The organism is Flavobacterium sp. LM5, assembly GCF_002017945.1.
In the GTDB taxonomy this organism is placed as follows: Bacteria; Bacteroidota; Bacteroidia; order Flavobacteriales; family Flavobacteriaceae; genus Flavobacterium; species Flavobacterium succinicans.
In genome coordinates, this window is record NZ_MUFX01000001.1 from 722,189 (window position 1) to 736,549 (window position 14,361).

The window sequence follows — 14,361 nt, forward strand, 5'->3', positions numbered from 1 at the left end:
TATGAACACTTGAAAAAGAATTCCACAAAAGTAGTTGCATTTCTTCTAATTGCAATATTTATTTCGGCATGTAATGCTGTAAAACGGGTTCCTGAGGGCAAATTTTTACTAACTAAAAACCAAATTATAGTAAATGATAAGCCGATCAAGGAGTCAACGGCCTTCGATCAAATGTATCAAATACCTAACGGAACATTTGGAGGTTTTAGGTTACGACTGGCCTTATATAATATGGCCAATTTAAATCCCGATTCTACGTACCAAGCTAAATTTGCCAACAAACCCGGGAAATATGAACGAAGCGCAAAATGGTTGTCAGCGAAGCAAGTAGATCGTTTGGGGGAGTCGTTCTATTATAAAGGAATTCATCAGTTTTTAAAGAAAGTAGGTGAGCCACCTGTGATTATTGATACCATTAAAACGCAGAAAACGGTAAATCGGTTGAATAATTATTATTTTAACCAAGGATATTTTAAGGCAAAAACAACCTATTCAATAGATACTTTGAGTGCTAAAAAGGCTAGAGTACAATACAAAGTTAATTTATCGGAACCTTTTATTTTGGATTCTATTACCCAGTCAATTGCTTCTCCAGCATTGGATTCTTTGTTTAATGTAGCAAAAGGGAATCGTTTAATTCAGCCCGGACAACAATATAAGACCAGTGATTTTGAGGAAGAAAAAAATAGAATCAGCACCTATTTTCGAAACAGTGGCGCTTACTTGTTTCAACCCAACTATGTGCTTTTCGATATCGATACAATAGGTAAAAAGAACAAAGCCAATGTAGATTTGATAATAAATAATTATTCCTATCAGAAGAACGATTCGACCTATACGGCTCCTTTTAAATTGTTTACCATTAGTGATGTGAAAATTTTCACTGATTTTTCAGCTAAGAACTCACCCGAGACGGTTACCGATAGTTTAGAGTACCATGGCTTTAAATTGTACAGTCATGGTAAATTGCGATACAGACCTGCAGCAATAACAGATGCAGTGTTTATTACCAAAGGAACTTCTTTTGCGGATACTAAGACCGTTTTGACCAACAGATCGTTGAATAACTTGAAAATTTTTGGTTATCCTAGTATACAGTATGAAGTGGATAAAAGAGATACTACGGCCCAATCCTTGATTGCCAAAGTGTATTTGTCGCCCAAGAAAAAGTTTAGTTTTGGCACTACTTTGGATTTTACCCATTCTAATATTCAAGATTTTGGTATAGGAGGAAGCATCACCGAAACCATTCGGAACGTATTCAATAGAGCCGAAACATTAGAGATTGGTTTTCGTGGAAATATTGGATCTTCCAAAGATTTTGCTAATCCTAATGATGCGTTTTTTAATGTTACGGAATTCGGAATCAATTTGAAGTTGAATTTTCCTAGGATTTTCTTGCCCTTTAATACCGATAAAATTATTCCCAAACGAATGATTCCGTATACGCAGATTTCTTCAGGGTTTAATAAGCAAAGGAATATTGGTCTAGATAAAGAAAATTTCACCACATTGATTACCTATAATTGGAATCCTATAAAAAACAATACCGCTAGAGTTGATTTGGTCAATGTGCAATTTGTTCGCAATTTAAATCCAGCCAATTATTTTAATGTTTATGGTTCTTCTTACAATGCTTTAAATGCTATTGCTAAAACCTATAATACCGAAGCTAAATATTTTGATGACAATAAAAATTTGATCATTAATTCTGGAACAACGGGATTTACGGATGATGTTTTAAACTTAAAAACGGCTATTGGGTATGAGGATAGTGAGTATAAGGAGGTGTTAGGGATTGAAGAACGAAGGTTGCGATTGACGGAAAATGATTTTATTCTGGGGACGAGCTACACCTTTACTCAATCTACCAAGAAAGACATTCAGGATAATGATTTTTATCAATTTAAAACTAAAATCGAATCAGCGGGAACCTTATTAAGTTTGATAGCAAAAGCCAGTAAGTTGCCTAAAAATGCTACAGGACAATATGAACTTTTCAATTTGCCCTATTCGGAATATTTGAAATTAGAATTGGATTATATTAAGCACTGGGATTTTTCCAAGGAAAACGTGGTGGCTTTTAGGAGCTTTTTCGGTATTGCAGTGCCGTTTGGTAATGCCGATTACGTGCCGTTTTCAAGAAGTTATTTTTCAGGTGGAACAAATGATAATAGAGCTTGGCAACCTTATAGTTTAGGTCCTGGGAGTACGGGATCGGTATTGGATTTTAATGAAGCTAATATGAAAATCGCCATAAGTGCCGAGTTTCGTTTTAAAATATTAGGAAGCGTAAAAGGGGCTGTTTTTGCCGATGCTGGAAATATTTGGAACGTGCTCGATGGTATGAATGTTGAGTCGGCGCGATTTTCGGGTATAAAAGATCTTACTGAAATTGCTTTAGGTACTGGTTTTGGTTTGCGCTATGATTTGAATTTTTTTGTTGTTCGTTTTGATTTAGGCTTCAAAACCTATAATCCGGGATATGCCGAAGGAAGTCGTTGGTTTAAAGACTTTAATTTTACCAAATCTGTCTTAAATTTTGGGATAAATTACCCTTTCTAAAAATAGAAATGCTTATTTTTGTGAACCTTTAAAAAAATAAAATAACTTAAAATTTAACAAAATGGCACACAACATAAAACCAGGAGTTGCTACTGGAGATCAAGTACAAGAAATTTTTAGATATGCAAAAGAAAAAGGATTTGCACTTCCAGCAGTAAACGTAACTGGTTCTAGCACAATTAATGGAGTTTTGGAAACTGCAGCAAAATTAAATGCTCCAGTAATTATTCAATTTTCTAATGGTGGAGCGCAGTTTAATGCAGGTAAAGGGTTGTCTAACGCTGGTGAAAAAGCTGCTATTGCAGGAGCTATTGCAGGAGCAAAACACATTCATACTTTAGCAGAAGCTTACGGAGCAACAGTTATTCTTCACACGGATCACTGCGCTAAAAAATTATTACCTTGGATTGATGGTTTATTAGATGCTTCAGAAGAACATTTTGCTGCAACTGGAAAATCATTGTTTTCATCTCACATGATCGATTTATCTGAAGAGCCAATCGAAGAAAACATCGAAATTTGTAAAGAATATTTAGCTCGTATGAGTAAAATTGGAATGACTTTAGAAATTGAACTTGGAATTACAGGTGGTGAAGAAGATGGTGTAGATAACTCAGATGTTGACAGTTCTAAATTATACACTCAGCCTTCTGAAGTAGCTTATTCTTACGAAGAATTATCGAAAGTAAGTCCACGTTTTACCATTGCAGCTTCATTTGGAAACGTTCACGGAGTTTACAAACCAGGAAACGTAAAATTGACTCCAAAAATCTTGAAAAACTCTCAAGAATACGTTCAAGAAAAATTCAAAACTGAAGCAAATCCAGTTGATTTTGTATTCCACGGTGGATCAGGTTCTACATTAGAAGAAATTAGAGAAGCAATTGGGTACGGTGTAGTGAAAATGAATATTGATACAGATTTACAATTTGCTTATACTGAAGGAATCCGTGATTATATGGTAAAAAACATCGAGTACTTGAAAACTCAAATTGGTAACCCAGAAGGTGCTGATGTTCCAAACAAAAAATTCTACGATCCAAGAAGATGGGTTAGAGAAAGTGAAGTAACGTTCAATGCAAGATTAGAGCAGTCATTTGCGGATCTGAACAACGTAAATACACTTTAATTTTAGATTAATTAAAAGTTGTAATGTTTCTGGTGATTATACTAAGAAATATTGCAACTTTTTTTATTGCATTTTTTTTATAGTTTTGTACGCTCAACACTGAATACTTAATAAATGGCTTGGTTTAAAAGAAAAGAAAAAGGGATAACTACTGCTACCGAGGACAAAATGGACGTTCCAAAGGGGCTTTGGTATAAATCACCGACCGGAAAAATAATTGATGCTGATGAGTTAGCACGTAATTTGTTTGTGAGTCCAGAGGATGATTTTCATGTACGAATTGGTAGCGCTACCTATTTTGAAATTTTATTTGACAATAACGAATTTGTTGAGTTGGATGCCAACATGACCTCGAAAGATCCATTACATTTTGAAGATACGAAAAAGTATGCGGATCGATTGAAAGAAGTGATGTCTAAAACACAACTTAAAGACGCTGTTCGAACAGGAGTTGGAAAATCTAAAGGGAAAGACCTTGTGGTTTGTGCTATGGATTTTGCCTTTATCGGAGGTTCTATGGGAGCTGTTGTGGGTGAAAAAATTGCTAGAGGAATTGATCACGCCATCCAAAACAAATTGCCATTCGTTATGATTTCAAAATCTGGGGGTGCGCGAATGATGGAGGCTGCTTTTTCATTAATGCAATTGGCTAAAACTTCAGTAAAATTAGCACAATTAGCCGAAGCTGGTTTGCCTTATATTTCACTTTGTACAGATCCAACCACAGGAGGAACTACTGCTTCCTATGCCATGTTAGGAGATATCAATATCTCTGAACCAGGCGCTTTGATTGGGTTCGCAGGACCGCGTGTGGTAAGAGATACTACAGGTAAAGATTTGCCAGAAGGATTTCAAACGGCTGAATTTTTGTTGGAGCATGGTTTCTTAGATTTTATTTCTCCAAGAAAAGAGCTAAAAGACAAGATTAATTTGTATATCGATTTGATTCAAAATAACGAAGTACGATAAATTATCTTTTATAAAAATTAAAGCCGTTCTGTACAAATAGAACGGCTTTTTTTATGGGTGTGTGAATCTGATTGTTGAGATAGAATCTTTACTGTTTCTTACATTCCGGTGCGAATGGCTTCCACAGGATCTAAATTGGCTGCTGAAATTGCAGGCAAAATTCCAGAAAGCAAACCAATAAAAGCCGCTAGACCTGTTCCCAATGCAATGTTCCCGAATCCCAAAACAAACTCAAAATCTAAGGCATTGGTTAGTACTATTGAAATAATCCAAACAAAGAGTAATCCAATTAGTCCGCCAAATAAAGAAAGGATGATCGCTTCGAATAAAAATTGAAACAAAATAAAGCGGTTTTTGGCGCCTAACGATTTTTGGATACCGATAAGGTTGGTTCTTTCTTTTACAGAAACAAACATAATATTGGCAATGCCAAACCCTCCTACCAATAATGAAAAGCCACTAATAATCCAACCTACTACATTCATTTGGCCAATGATTCCGTCAATAAAATCGGTAAAACCAGAAAATACATTGATGAAGAAATTATCAATTTCACCTGCTTTTAAACCGCGTAAAGTTCTAAGTTTTTGGGTAATTTCACCTTTGTAAGCCTCCATGTCTACACCGCTTTCAGGTTTAAAAATGATGACATTGGTCAAGCCATCATTATTATCGCCAAACAATTGACGTACAAAATTAACCGGAATAAATGCCGAAGTGTCGTCTTCGTCAAAAATACCAGACCCTTTTTTCTTTAATACACCAATAACTGAGAAGCGTTTGCCGTACAAACGAATGGTTTTGCCTATAGGATCGCTATTTTCAAACAACGAACTGGCTACTTCGTGGCCTAGAACAATTACAGCAGCGCCTGAATTAGCTTCGGATTCATTATAAAAACGACCTTGTTCAAATTCTAATCCTTGTATGTCAATAAATTCATGCGAAACGGGTACGATATTCACATCGCTGACAGTTTTAGATTCATGTTTGATGGATTCTCTTTTGGTAAAAATTTGATACCCCATTTGCTCGGTTTGGGTCATGGCTCCCTTCATGTAGATGTATTCGTCGTATTTTACATTGGGGAATTGTTCTCGTTTCCATTGTGGGATGTCAGTGGGTCCAAATGAAAATTTCATCAAATAAATGGTGTTTTTGTCCAAACTGCTCAAATCTTTTGATATTTTTCGGTCCAAAGAATCCACTGCAGCCAAAACGGCTATAATTGAAAATATACCAATGGTTACGCCTAACAAGGAAAGTAAAGTCCTCAATTTATTGGCCAATAAGGCATTCATGGCAAAGCGAAAACTTTCTTTCAACAATCGTAAATAAACCAGCATATTTTTAGAATTGAATTAGTGTAAATTGAGTTTAAATTTTGGTTCAAACTGCTATTTTGATAGGTACGAATTTAATTAAAAATGTTACATAAATTCCGTAGATTTTATTTGTAAAAATTAACTATTTTTGCGCTTTCAAAAAACTACTACACATGAACACTACTAAAAAAATACAATCGGCCTTAATTTCAGTATTTTCTAAAGAAGGATTGGAGCCAATTGTTAGAAAATTACACGAACAAAATGTTGTTTTTTATTCTACCGGAGGAACGGAGGATTTTATCAAAAATCTTGGAATTCCAGTAATTCCAGTGGAAGACGTTACTTCCTATCCTTCTATACTTGGTGGAAGAGTAAAAACTTTGCATCCTAAAGTGTTTGGAGGGATTTTGAATCGTCAAGATCATGAAGGTGATGTGCAACAAATGCAAGAATATGATATTCCTCAAATAGATTTAGTAATTGTTGATTTGTATCCTTTTGAAAAAACAGTGGCGTCTGGTGCAAGTGAGGCCGATATTATTGAGAAAATTGATATCGGTGGTATTTCATTGATTCGTGCTGGAGCCAAAAACTTTAAAGACACAGTAATTGTATCTTCAATGGATCAATATGGTTTGTTTTTAGATATGATTACGAATCAAAATGGAACTACAACATTAGAAGATAGAAAGGTATTGGCGACCAAAGCATTTCATGTTTCTTCGCATTATGATGGAGCTATTTTTAATTATTTCAATACAGACGAAACGATTTATAAAGAAAGTATTGCAGACGGTCAAGTATTGCGTTATGGTGAAAATCCACATCAAAAAGGATTTTTCTTCGGAGATTTTGACGCCATGTTTACCAAAGTGCATGGAAAAGAGTTGTCCTATAATAATTTATTAGACGTAGATGCTGCAGTAAACTTAATCAATGAGTTTAAAACGGATGGGCCTACTTTTGCGATTTTAAAACACAATAACGCTTGTGGTTTGGCTACTAGAGCTACTATTAGCGAGGCGTATGATGCGGCTTTGGCTTGTGATACTACTTCTGCATTTGGCGGGGTTTTGATTTCAAATACACCAATAGATGTGTCTACAGCTTCAGAAATTACAAAATTATTTTGTGAGGTAGTGATCGCGCCAGCTTATGCCCCAGAAGCTTTGACTATTTTACAAGAAAAGAAAAACAGAATCATTTTAGTTCAAAACGACGTGGAGCTACCTTCAAGACAAGTACGTACTTGTTTGAACGGGTTATTGATTCAAGATCGAAACAATGTTACAGATCAAGCATCAGATTTGAAAACAGTAACAACTACAGCACCAACTGAGCAAGAAGTAAAAGATTTGATTTTTGCATCTAAAGTGTGTAAAAACACCAAATCAAACACGATTGTTTTTGCTAAAAACGGCACACTTATTGCTTCTGGCACTGGTCAAACGTCTAGAGTAGACGCCTTGATGCAAGCGGTTGAAAAGGCCAAAGCATTCGGTTTTAGTTTAGAAGGGGCTTCAATGGCAAGTGATGCTTTCTTTCCTTTTCCTGATTGTGTAGAATTGGCAAAAAATGCTGGAATTACAGCAGTGATTCAACCAGGAGGATCAATCAAAGATGAGTTAAGTATTAACTACTGCAATGAGAACAATCTTGCAATGGTATTTACTGGAACCCGTCATTTCAAACATTAATTTGTTTAACTTTGTTATTTAATTTTTACAATACATAAAAACGTATGGGATTTTTTGATTTCATGACTGAGGATATCGCGATAGACCTTGGTACCGCAAACACTTTGATCATTCATAATGACAAAGTAGTGATTGATAGTCCTTCTATTGTGGCTCGAGATAGGATATCAGGCAAAATTATTGCTGTGGGAAAAGAGGCCAATATGATGCAAGGGAAAACGCATGAAAACATAAAAACAATTAGACCTTTGAAAGATGGTGTAATTGCGGATTTTGATGCTTCAGAGAAAATGATCAGTATGTTCATCAAAAGTATACCTGCACTTAATAAAAAAATGTTTACGCCTGCACTGCGCATGATTGTTTGTATCCCTTCTGGAATTACCGAAGTAGAAATGCGTGCGGTAAAAGAATCTTGTGAGCGTGTGAACGGAAAAGAAGTGTACTTAATTCACGAACCAATGGCAGCAGCCATAGGTATCGGTATTGATATTATGCAGCCAAAAGGAAACATGATTGTCGATATCGGTGGAGGTACTACTGAAATAGCAGTGATTGCCTTAGGAGGTATTGTTTGTGACAAATCGGTAAAAATTGCGGGAGATGTGTTTACAAATGATATCGTGTATTACATGCGTACACAACACAATTTATTTGTTGGAGAAAGTACAGCCGAAAAAATAAAAATTCAAATTGGAGCTGCTGTTGAAGATTTAGAAACACCTCCAGAGGATATGTCTGTACAAGGTCGTGATTTGTTGACAGGTAAACCAAAACAAGTAGAAGTTTCGTACCGTGAAATTGCTAAAGCTTTGGATAAATCCATTCAACGTATTGAGGACGCCGTGATGGAAACTCTTTCACAAACGCCTCCTGAATTGGCAGCGGATATCTACAACACTGGAATTTATTTAGCCGGTGGAGGATCCATGTTGAGAGGATTAGACAAAAGAATTTCTCAAAAAACAGATTTGCCAGTATACATCGCCGAAGATCCTTTACGAGCAGTAGTTCGTGGAACAGGGATGGCATTAAAAAACATTACCAAGTTTAAAAGTATTTTAATCAAATAAGTTTTTATACTTCATTATAATTATTTTTTCGCTTCTAATTACTTAACCTTTTTATTTCAAAATGCAGCAAATATTTAATTTTATTACAAGAAATAGTTATAGATTACTGTTCTTGCTGCTTTTAGGTATTTCATTAGCGCTTACTATTCAATTTCATTCTTTTCACAGGAGTAAAATTATTAGTTCGGCCAATGTAATTAGTGGTAGTGTCTATCAAGAAGTGAATAATGCCAAGGAATATCTTAACCTGAAAAAGGAAAATGATGAACTTGCTTTAGAAAACGCAAGATTACGAAGTGCTCTTTTTCAGGTTAAAGATTCTTCATTTATGACTAAAATGGACAGTATCAAAGGTGTTAAGCCTTCGGATATTGTAGTGGCCAAAGTCATAAAAAATTCGTACAGCGTTTACGAAAACTACCTTACCTTGGATGCAGGACAAAAAGACGGTATAAAACCGGATATGGGAGTTATCAATAGCCAAGGAATTGTTGGTATTATTGATGATACTTCTCAAAATTACGCTACAGTGGCCAGTATCTTGAATAAAAAATCAAGAATCAATGCAAAAATCAAGAAATCCAATCACTTTGGTTCCTTAATTTGGAATGGAAAAAGTACGGGTTTTGTGCAATTGATCGATGTGCCTAGACTTGCTGATATTAAAAAAGGAGATACCGTAGTTACTGGAGGACAATCGGTCATTTTTCCTGAGAATATTAATATTGGAACAATTCACAGAGTTTTCCGTGATAAAGATAACCAAACCAATTTCTATACGTTAGAAATAAAATTATTCAATGACATGACAAATCTAGGTCATGTTTATATCCTAAAAAATAAAGGCACCGAAGAGATGAAGGCCTTAGAAAACCAAAGAAAAAAGGATGAGTAGTACATTGTTAGTAAATATCTTCCGCTTTATATTATTATTAGCAATACAAATTATTGTTTTTAATAATATGAATTTCTATGGGTATATCAGCCCGTTTCCTTATATACTTTTCATTATTTTGTATCCTGTTAATGGGAACAAGGCCGCTTTGCTATTGTCTAGTTTTTTTCTGGGATTGCTGCTAGATATGTTTTCTAATTCAGGAGGCGTACATGCTACTTCTTGTTTAGTTTTGGCTTATATGCGCCCTTTAATATTTAAATTCTCCTTTGGGTTGAGTTATGAATATCAAACGGTAAAATTGAATGACGTGCTAACGCCCGAACGTTTTTCCTTTTTATTAATAGCTACAATTACGCATCATTTAGTATTGTTTACCTTAGAAGCGTTTGAGTTTAGTTTTATTTTAGACGTATTATTGCGCACCTTATTAAGTTCCACTTTTACTTTATTGTTATCGATTATCATCATATATCTTGTTAAGCCAAATAAACGATGAGAAAAATTTTATTGCCGACCCTTATAATAATTGGAGCAATTTTGCTTTTAGTTCGAATTTTCTATCTTCAAATTATTGATGATACTTTCAAATTGAAGTCAGAAAATAATGCGATTAAAATAAAGTACGATTATCCGGAACGAGGTTATATTTACGATAGATTTGGAAAACTCATGGTAGCCAATCAAGCTTCGTATGACATCATGGTTATTCCTCGTGAAGTAAAGAAAATGGATACTCTTGAGTTTTGTAGACTCTTGAATATTGAAAAAGCGGATTTTATAAAAAGTATAGAAAAAGCTATTATTTATAGTCCAAGACTTCCATCAGTGTTTTTGGCACAATTAAATAAATCTGAATTTGCAGCTTTCCAAGAGAAAATTCGAAATTATGAGGGGTTTTATTTTCAAAAACGATCACTTAGGGATTACGAAGTAGATTATGGAGCTAATATTTTCGGTTTTATTACTCAGGTAAATGAAAATATTATAAAGAAAAATCCATATTATAAAAGTGGAGATTTAATCGGAAAACAAGGAGTTGAAGAGAGTTATGAAGAAATTCTTAGAGGAGTAAAAGGAGTTACCTATATTCAAAAAGACAAATACAATCGAGAAATTGGTTCTTACAAAGATGGTCGATTTGATACAGTTGCTGAGCCTGGAAAAGACATTACTCTTACCATAGATGCTGCGATTCAAAAATATGGCGAACAATTGATGGTCAACAAAAGAGGAGGAATAGTGGCTATAGAACCTGGTTCAGGTGAGATTTTAGCACTAATTACTGCGCCATCTTATGATCCAGGGATTTTGGTAGGAAGACAGCGTTCCAAAAATTATACAAAGTTGTATCATGATTCTATTGCAAAACCTTTGTATGATAGAGGCTTATTAGCGGAATATCCTCCCGGTTCTCCTTTTAAAATAATGACCGGATTGGTGGCCTTACAAGAGCAAGTGGTTGACGAAAATACCGCAGTAGCTTGTAATCATGGTTTTAGTTATGCTAGAGGTCGTTTCATGCGTTGCCATTGTCGAGGTGGTATGCTACAATTGCATCGTGGGATTTATGAATCGTGCAACGCTTATTTTGGTACAGCTTATATGCGAACCATTAATAAGTATGCTAAGCCAAGTTATGCAGTAGATGTTTGGAGTAATCATGTTAAAAGTTTTGGATTAGGTCAGTTTATGGGATATGATTTACCAACGGGTAGAAGAGGTAAGATCCCCACATCTGCCACTTACAAACGAATGTATCCTAATGGTGGCTGGAGAAGTACAGCTATTGTTTCTAATGCCATCGGACAAGGAGAAGTTTTGATGACACCCATTCAGTTGGCCAATATGATGGCAACGGTAGCCAATGAAGGATATTATTACACGCCTCATATCATTAAGAAAATTGCGGACACCCCTATTGATAAAAAGTTTACCACAAAGCATATTACTACTATTGATAAGAAGTATTTCAAGCCAATTATCAGCGGCTTGTTTGATGTGTACAATATGGGAACAGCGTCAAGCCTTAGAGTGGAGGGCATTGATATTTGCGGTAAAACGGGAACTGCCGAAAATTTTGCAAAAATCAATGGAGTTCGTACTCAATTGAAAGATCACTCTATTTTTGTGGCTTTTGCTCCTAAAGATAATCCTAAAATTGCCATAGCAGTAATGATTGAGAATGGTGGCTTTGGTTCTACTATAGCTGGACCAATTGCGAGTTTGATGATTGAAAAATACTTGAAGAAAAAAATATCTAGAACCGATTTAGAAACTAGAGTTCTTAATATAAGCCTTCAAGGGCAATATGCAAAATTAGGTGGTTTGAATGATGAGGTTAAAAAAGAATTGAGACGTAAAGATTCTATCGCACAATTGAAGTTGAAAAAGCTAAATCCAGCACCTCTGACCGTAGTCAAAAAAGACAGTACTAAGAAAAACTAAAGCATCGGGCATACAATGAAAAACCAAAGTGTAACCAGTAATATCGATTGGATTTGTGTCATCATCTATATACTATTAGTTGTTTTAGGATGGCTCAATATTTATTCGTCTTCTTTGTCATCTGAAGACGGAACTTCGGATAAACAATTGTTTTTTATTTTATTGGCTATTCCGTTGATTTTTACCGTGCTGTCTGTTGATGGTAAGTTTTATGAAAAGTATGCCTCAATTATATTTGTCGTAGCTTTAGTTGCTTTGCTAGGGTTGTTTGCCTTTGGTAAAACTATAGCAGGTCAACGTTGTTGGTACGGGATTGGTGGGTTTACATTGCAACCTTCTGAATTTGCAAAAGCAGCTACAGGATTGGCATTGGCCAAATATTTAAGTGATCCTTTAATCAATCTAAAAGACTTGAATAGGCAGTTTCAAGCATTAGCAATTGTTTTTTTACCCATTCTTTTGATACTGCCTCAGCCAGACCCTGGAAGTGCGCTTGTTTTTTGTGTATTTTTTATTGTGTTGTATCGTGAAGGATTGCCAGGATGGTATATTTGGACAGGATTTTCTTTAATTTTTCTATTTGTATTAACGCTTGTTTTAGAATCTTATATGGTGGTGATTCTTTCGGCCTTGGTCTTGGTTGGAGTTCATTTCAAATCCCGTTTGGCTGAAAGAAATGTACTTAGAAGTGTTGTTATATTAGCGCTTATTACGGGTTTCGTGTTTTCAGTGAGTTATGTATTTGATCATGTTTTTAAACAACATCATAGAGATCGATTCAATATATTATTGGGAAAAACAGTAGATATGAAAGGGATTGGATACAATACCAATCAGTCTGAAATTGCTATTGGCTCTGGTGGATGGCTCGGAAAGGGCTTTTTAGAAGGTACTCAAACTAAAGGTGGCTTTGTTCCTGAACAGCACACCGATTATATTTTTACTACTGTTGGCGAGGAATGGGGATTTTTAGGTGCTACTGTAGTTATTGGGTTATTTGTGATTCTTTTATTACGCATTATTTATTTGGCCGAAAGACAAAAAACCAAGTTTAGTCGTGTGTATGGCTACTCGGTTGCGGCTATTATTTTTCTGCACTTTTTTGTCAATATTGCTATGGTAGCAGGCATTTTTCCAACCATTGGGATTCCTTTGCCTTTCTTTTCTTATGGTGGTTCAGGACTTTGGGCTTTTACTATTTTGCTGTTTATTTTTATCAAAATGGATGCCAATAAAGTAAATGAATGGTAGTTTAAACCTAATGTTCTTGATTGCGGTATTTAGGTTAGAGATTACTTCACTCATGCTATTTTCATAGGAGTTCAGTGAACTTCGTTTGCAGTGAAAATCCTTTATGAGGCTTTTTTTCTGCCTCATAAAGATTGTAACTTAATGCCCGACCTGATTGGGGAACGGCAAAATAGTGAGATTAAAAAAGTGCTGTTTGTAATAAGTATGCGGTAGTTAGTTAAAACTCCAAACTTTGTAGCTAGTTTGTTTTTCGAGTGATTGCTCGATTTCATCAGGTAATTTAGGGAAGAAATCGATGCCTGTCATTTGTTCGATTTTATCTACGGAGACTACAAAATCATACAGTGGTTTTTTACTTTCGGCATTAGGTAGCAAGAAGGCTATCATTCGAAACTTACCTTTGTTTTCTTCTAAAATAATTTTGTAAAAATAGTTAGGAACTGCTACTTTTTCAGTGCCAATGGTTTTTAAGTTGGGAGCCAAAACGCCACCTGTAACTACATAAAGGCGATCGTGTTTTACGGCCCAATATCGTATTTTTTCTTCCAGACGATTCCATATACCACTATTGAACTCATGGTTTTGAGGAGAAACGTTCGAGGTCAAAAAAGTACTTTCATAAGCTTGTTTATTGTATTCTCGATCGGCTGCTGGACATAAATGACCTTTATCGTATCCTGAGTTTTTATAGTTTCGCCAATCTGCAGATCCTGTTGTTACTTTTTTATCTTGAATAAAAAAGGGGCGTTTGTAATTGTAATTAACGATTTGCTCTTTTGTTAATTCATAAGCTACCCATTCGGCTTGTTCGTATTTTTCATGATACGATAATGTATAATAGTCATGATTAATGATAACATTAGTAGTCGAAGTAGGGGGATTTATGATACTTTTTTTCTTTTGTGGAGGCGATGGTATAGGTGATGATGGATTGCTGTATTTATTGACGCCATCAATTGTTAGCATGGGTTCTGTCTTATCGATGCAAGATAGAAAGAGGAGTGCC

The 14,361-nt window shown here is 35.3% G+C and carries 11 protein-coding genes; 9 read left to right on the forward strand and 2 right to left on the reverse strand.

The genetic code is table 11. The features are described 5' to 3' along the window. The first annotated feature begins 9 nt into the window (after positions 1–9). The 3 genes from BXU11_RS03015 (at position 10) to accD (ending at position 4,663) form a co-directional block, all read left to right on the forward strand. Positions 10–2,565 carry a BamA/TamA family outer membrane protein gene (locus BXU11_RS03015; RefSeq protein WP_078210963.1) on the forward strand — a complete coding sequence of 852 codons (2,556 nt, stop codon included), beginning with the start codon at positions 10–12 and terminating at the stop codon, positions 2,563–2,565. Between the two features lie 61 nt (positions 2,566–2,626). After that, positions 2,627–3,694 carry a class II fructose-bisphosphate aldolase gene (gene fbaA, locus BXU11_RS03020; RefSeq protein ID WP_024980312.1) on the forward strand — a complete coding sequence of 356 codons (1,068 nt, stop codon included), beginning with the start codon at positions 2,627–2,629 and terminating at the stop codon, positions 3,692–3,694. Between the two features lie 114 nt (positions 3,695–3,808). Further along, complete coding sequence (gene accD / locus BXU11_RS03025) at positions 3,809–4,663, forward strand: acetyl-CoA carboxylase, carboxyltransferase subunit beta (RefSeq protein ID WP_024980313.1); 855 nt, start codon at positions 3,809–3,811, stop codon at positions 4,661–4,663. Positions 4,664–4,761: 98 nt separating this feature from the next. Here the strand turns inward: accD and BXU11_RS03030 are convergent, their stop codons facing one another. Continuing rightward, the gene (locus BXU11_RS03030) at positions 4,762–6,009 is read right to left on the reverse strand and encodes an ABC transporter permease (RefSeq protein ID WP_078210964.1); all 1,248 of its coding nucleotides are present in this window, start codon (positions 6,007–6,009) and stop codon (positions 4,762–4,764) included. 152 nt (positions 6,010–6,161) lie between these two features. Here BXU11_RS03030 and purH point away from each other — a divergent pair, with 152 nt between their 5' ends. From purH to rodA, 6 genes are all read left to right on the forward strand, one after another. Continuing rightward, a complete protein-coding gene (gene purH, locus BXU11_RS03035; RefSeq protein ID WP_078210965.1) occupies positions 6,162–7,688 on the forward strand; it encodes a bifunctional phosphoribosylaminoimidazolecarboxamide formyltransferase/IMP cyclohydrolase in 1,527 nt (508 codons plus the stop codon). Between the two features lie 44 nt (positions 7,689–7,732). Further along, complete coding sequence (locus BXU11_RS03040) at positions 7,733–8,761, forward strand: rod shape-determining protein (RefSeq protein WP_024980316.1); 1,029 nt, start codon at positions 7,733–7,735, stop codon at positions 8,759–8,761. Between the two features lie 61 nt (positions 8,762–8,822). Then, positions 8,823–9,656 carry a rod shape-determining protein MreC gene (gene mreC / locus BXU11_RS03045; protein WP_024980317.1) on the forward strand — a complete coding sequence of 278 codons (834 nt, stop codon included), beginning with the start codon at positions 8,823–8,825 and terminating at the stop codon, positions 9,654–9,656. Beyond that, positions 9,649–10,155 (forward strand): rod shape-determining protein MreD, encoded by a 507-nt coding sequence (gene mreD / locus BXU11_RS03050; protein WP_078210966.1) that lies wholly within the window; start codon positions 9,649–9,651, stop codon positions 10,153–10,155. Before mreC ends, mreD begins: the two co-directional genes overlap by 8 nt. Next, on the forward strand, positions 10,152–12,104 hold the full coding sequence (gene mrdA, locus BXU11_RS03055) for a penicillin-binding protein 2 (protein ID WP_078210967.1): 1,953 nt from the start codon (positions 10,152–10,154) through the stop codon (positions 12,102–12,104). Before mreD ends, mrdA begins: the two co-directional genes overlap by 4 nt. A 15-nt stretch (positions 12,105–12,119) precedes the next feature. Next, positions 12,120–13,355, forward strand: a complete 1,236-nt coding sequence (gene rodA, locus BXU11_RS03060) for a rod shape-determining protein RodA (RefSeq protein WP_078210968.1) — start codon at positions 12,120–12,122, stop codon at positions 13,353–13,355. A 213-nt stretch (positions 13,356–13,568) separates the two neighbouring features. Here the strand turns inward: rodA and BXU11_RS03065 are convergent, their stop codons facing one another. After that, positions 13,569–14,321 carry a DNA/RNA non-specific endonuclease gene (locus BXU11_RS03065; protein WP_078210969.1) on the reverse strand — a complete coding sequence of 251 codons (753 nt, stop codon included), beginning with the start codon at positions 14,319–14,321 and terminating at the stop codon, positions 13,569–13,571. Positions 14,322–14,361: the final 40 nt, after the last annotated feature.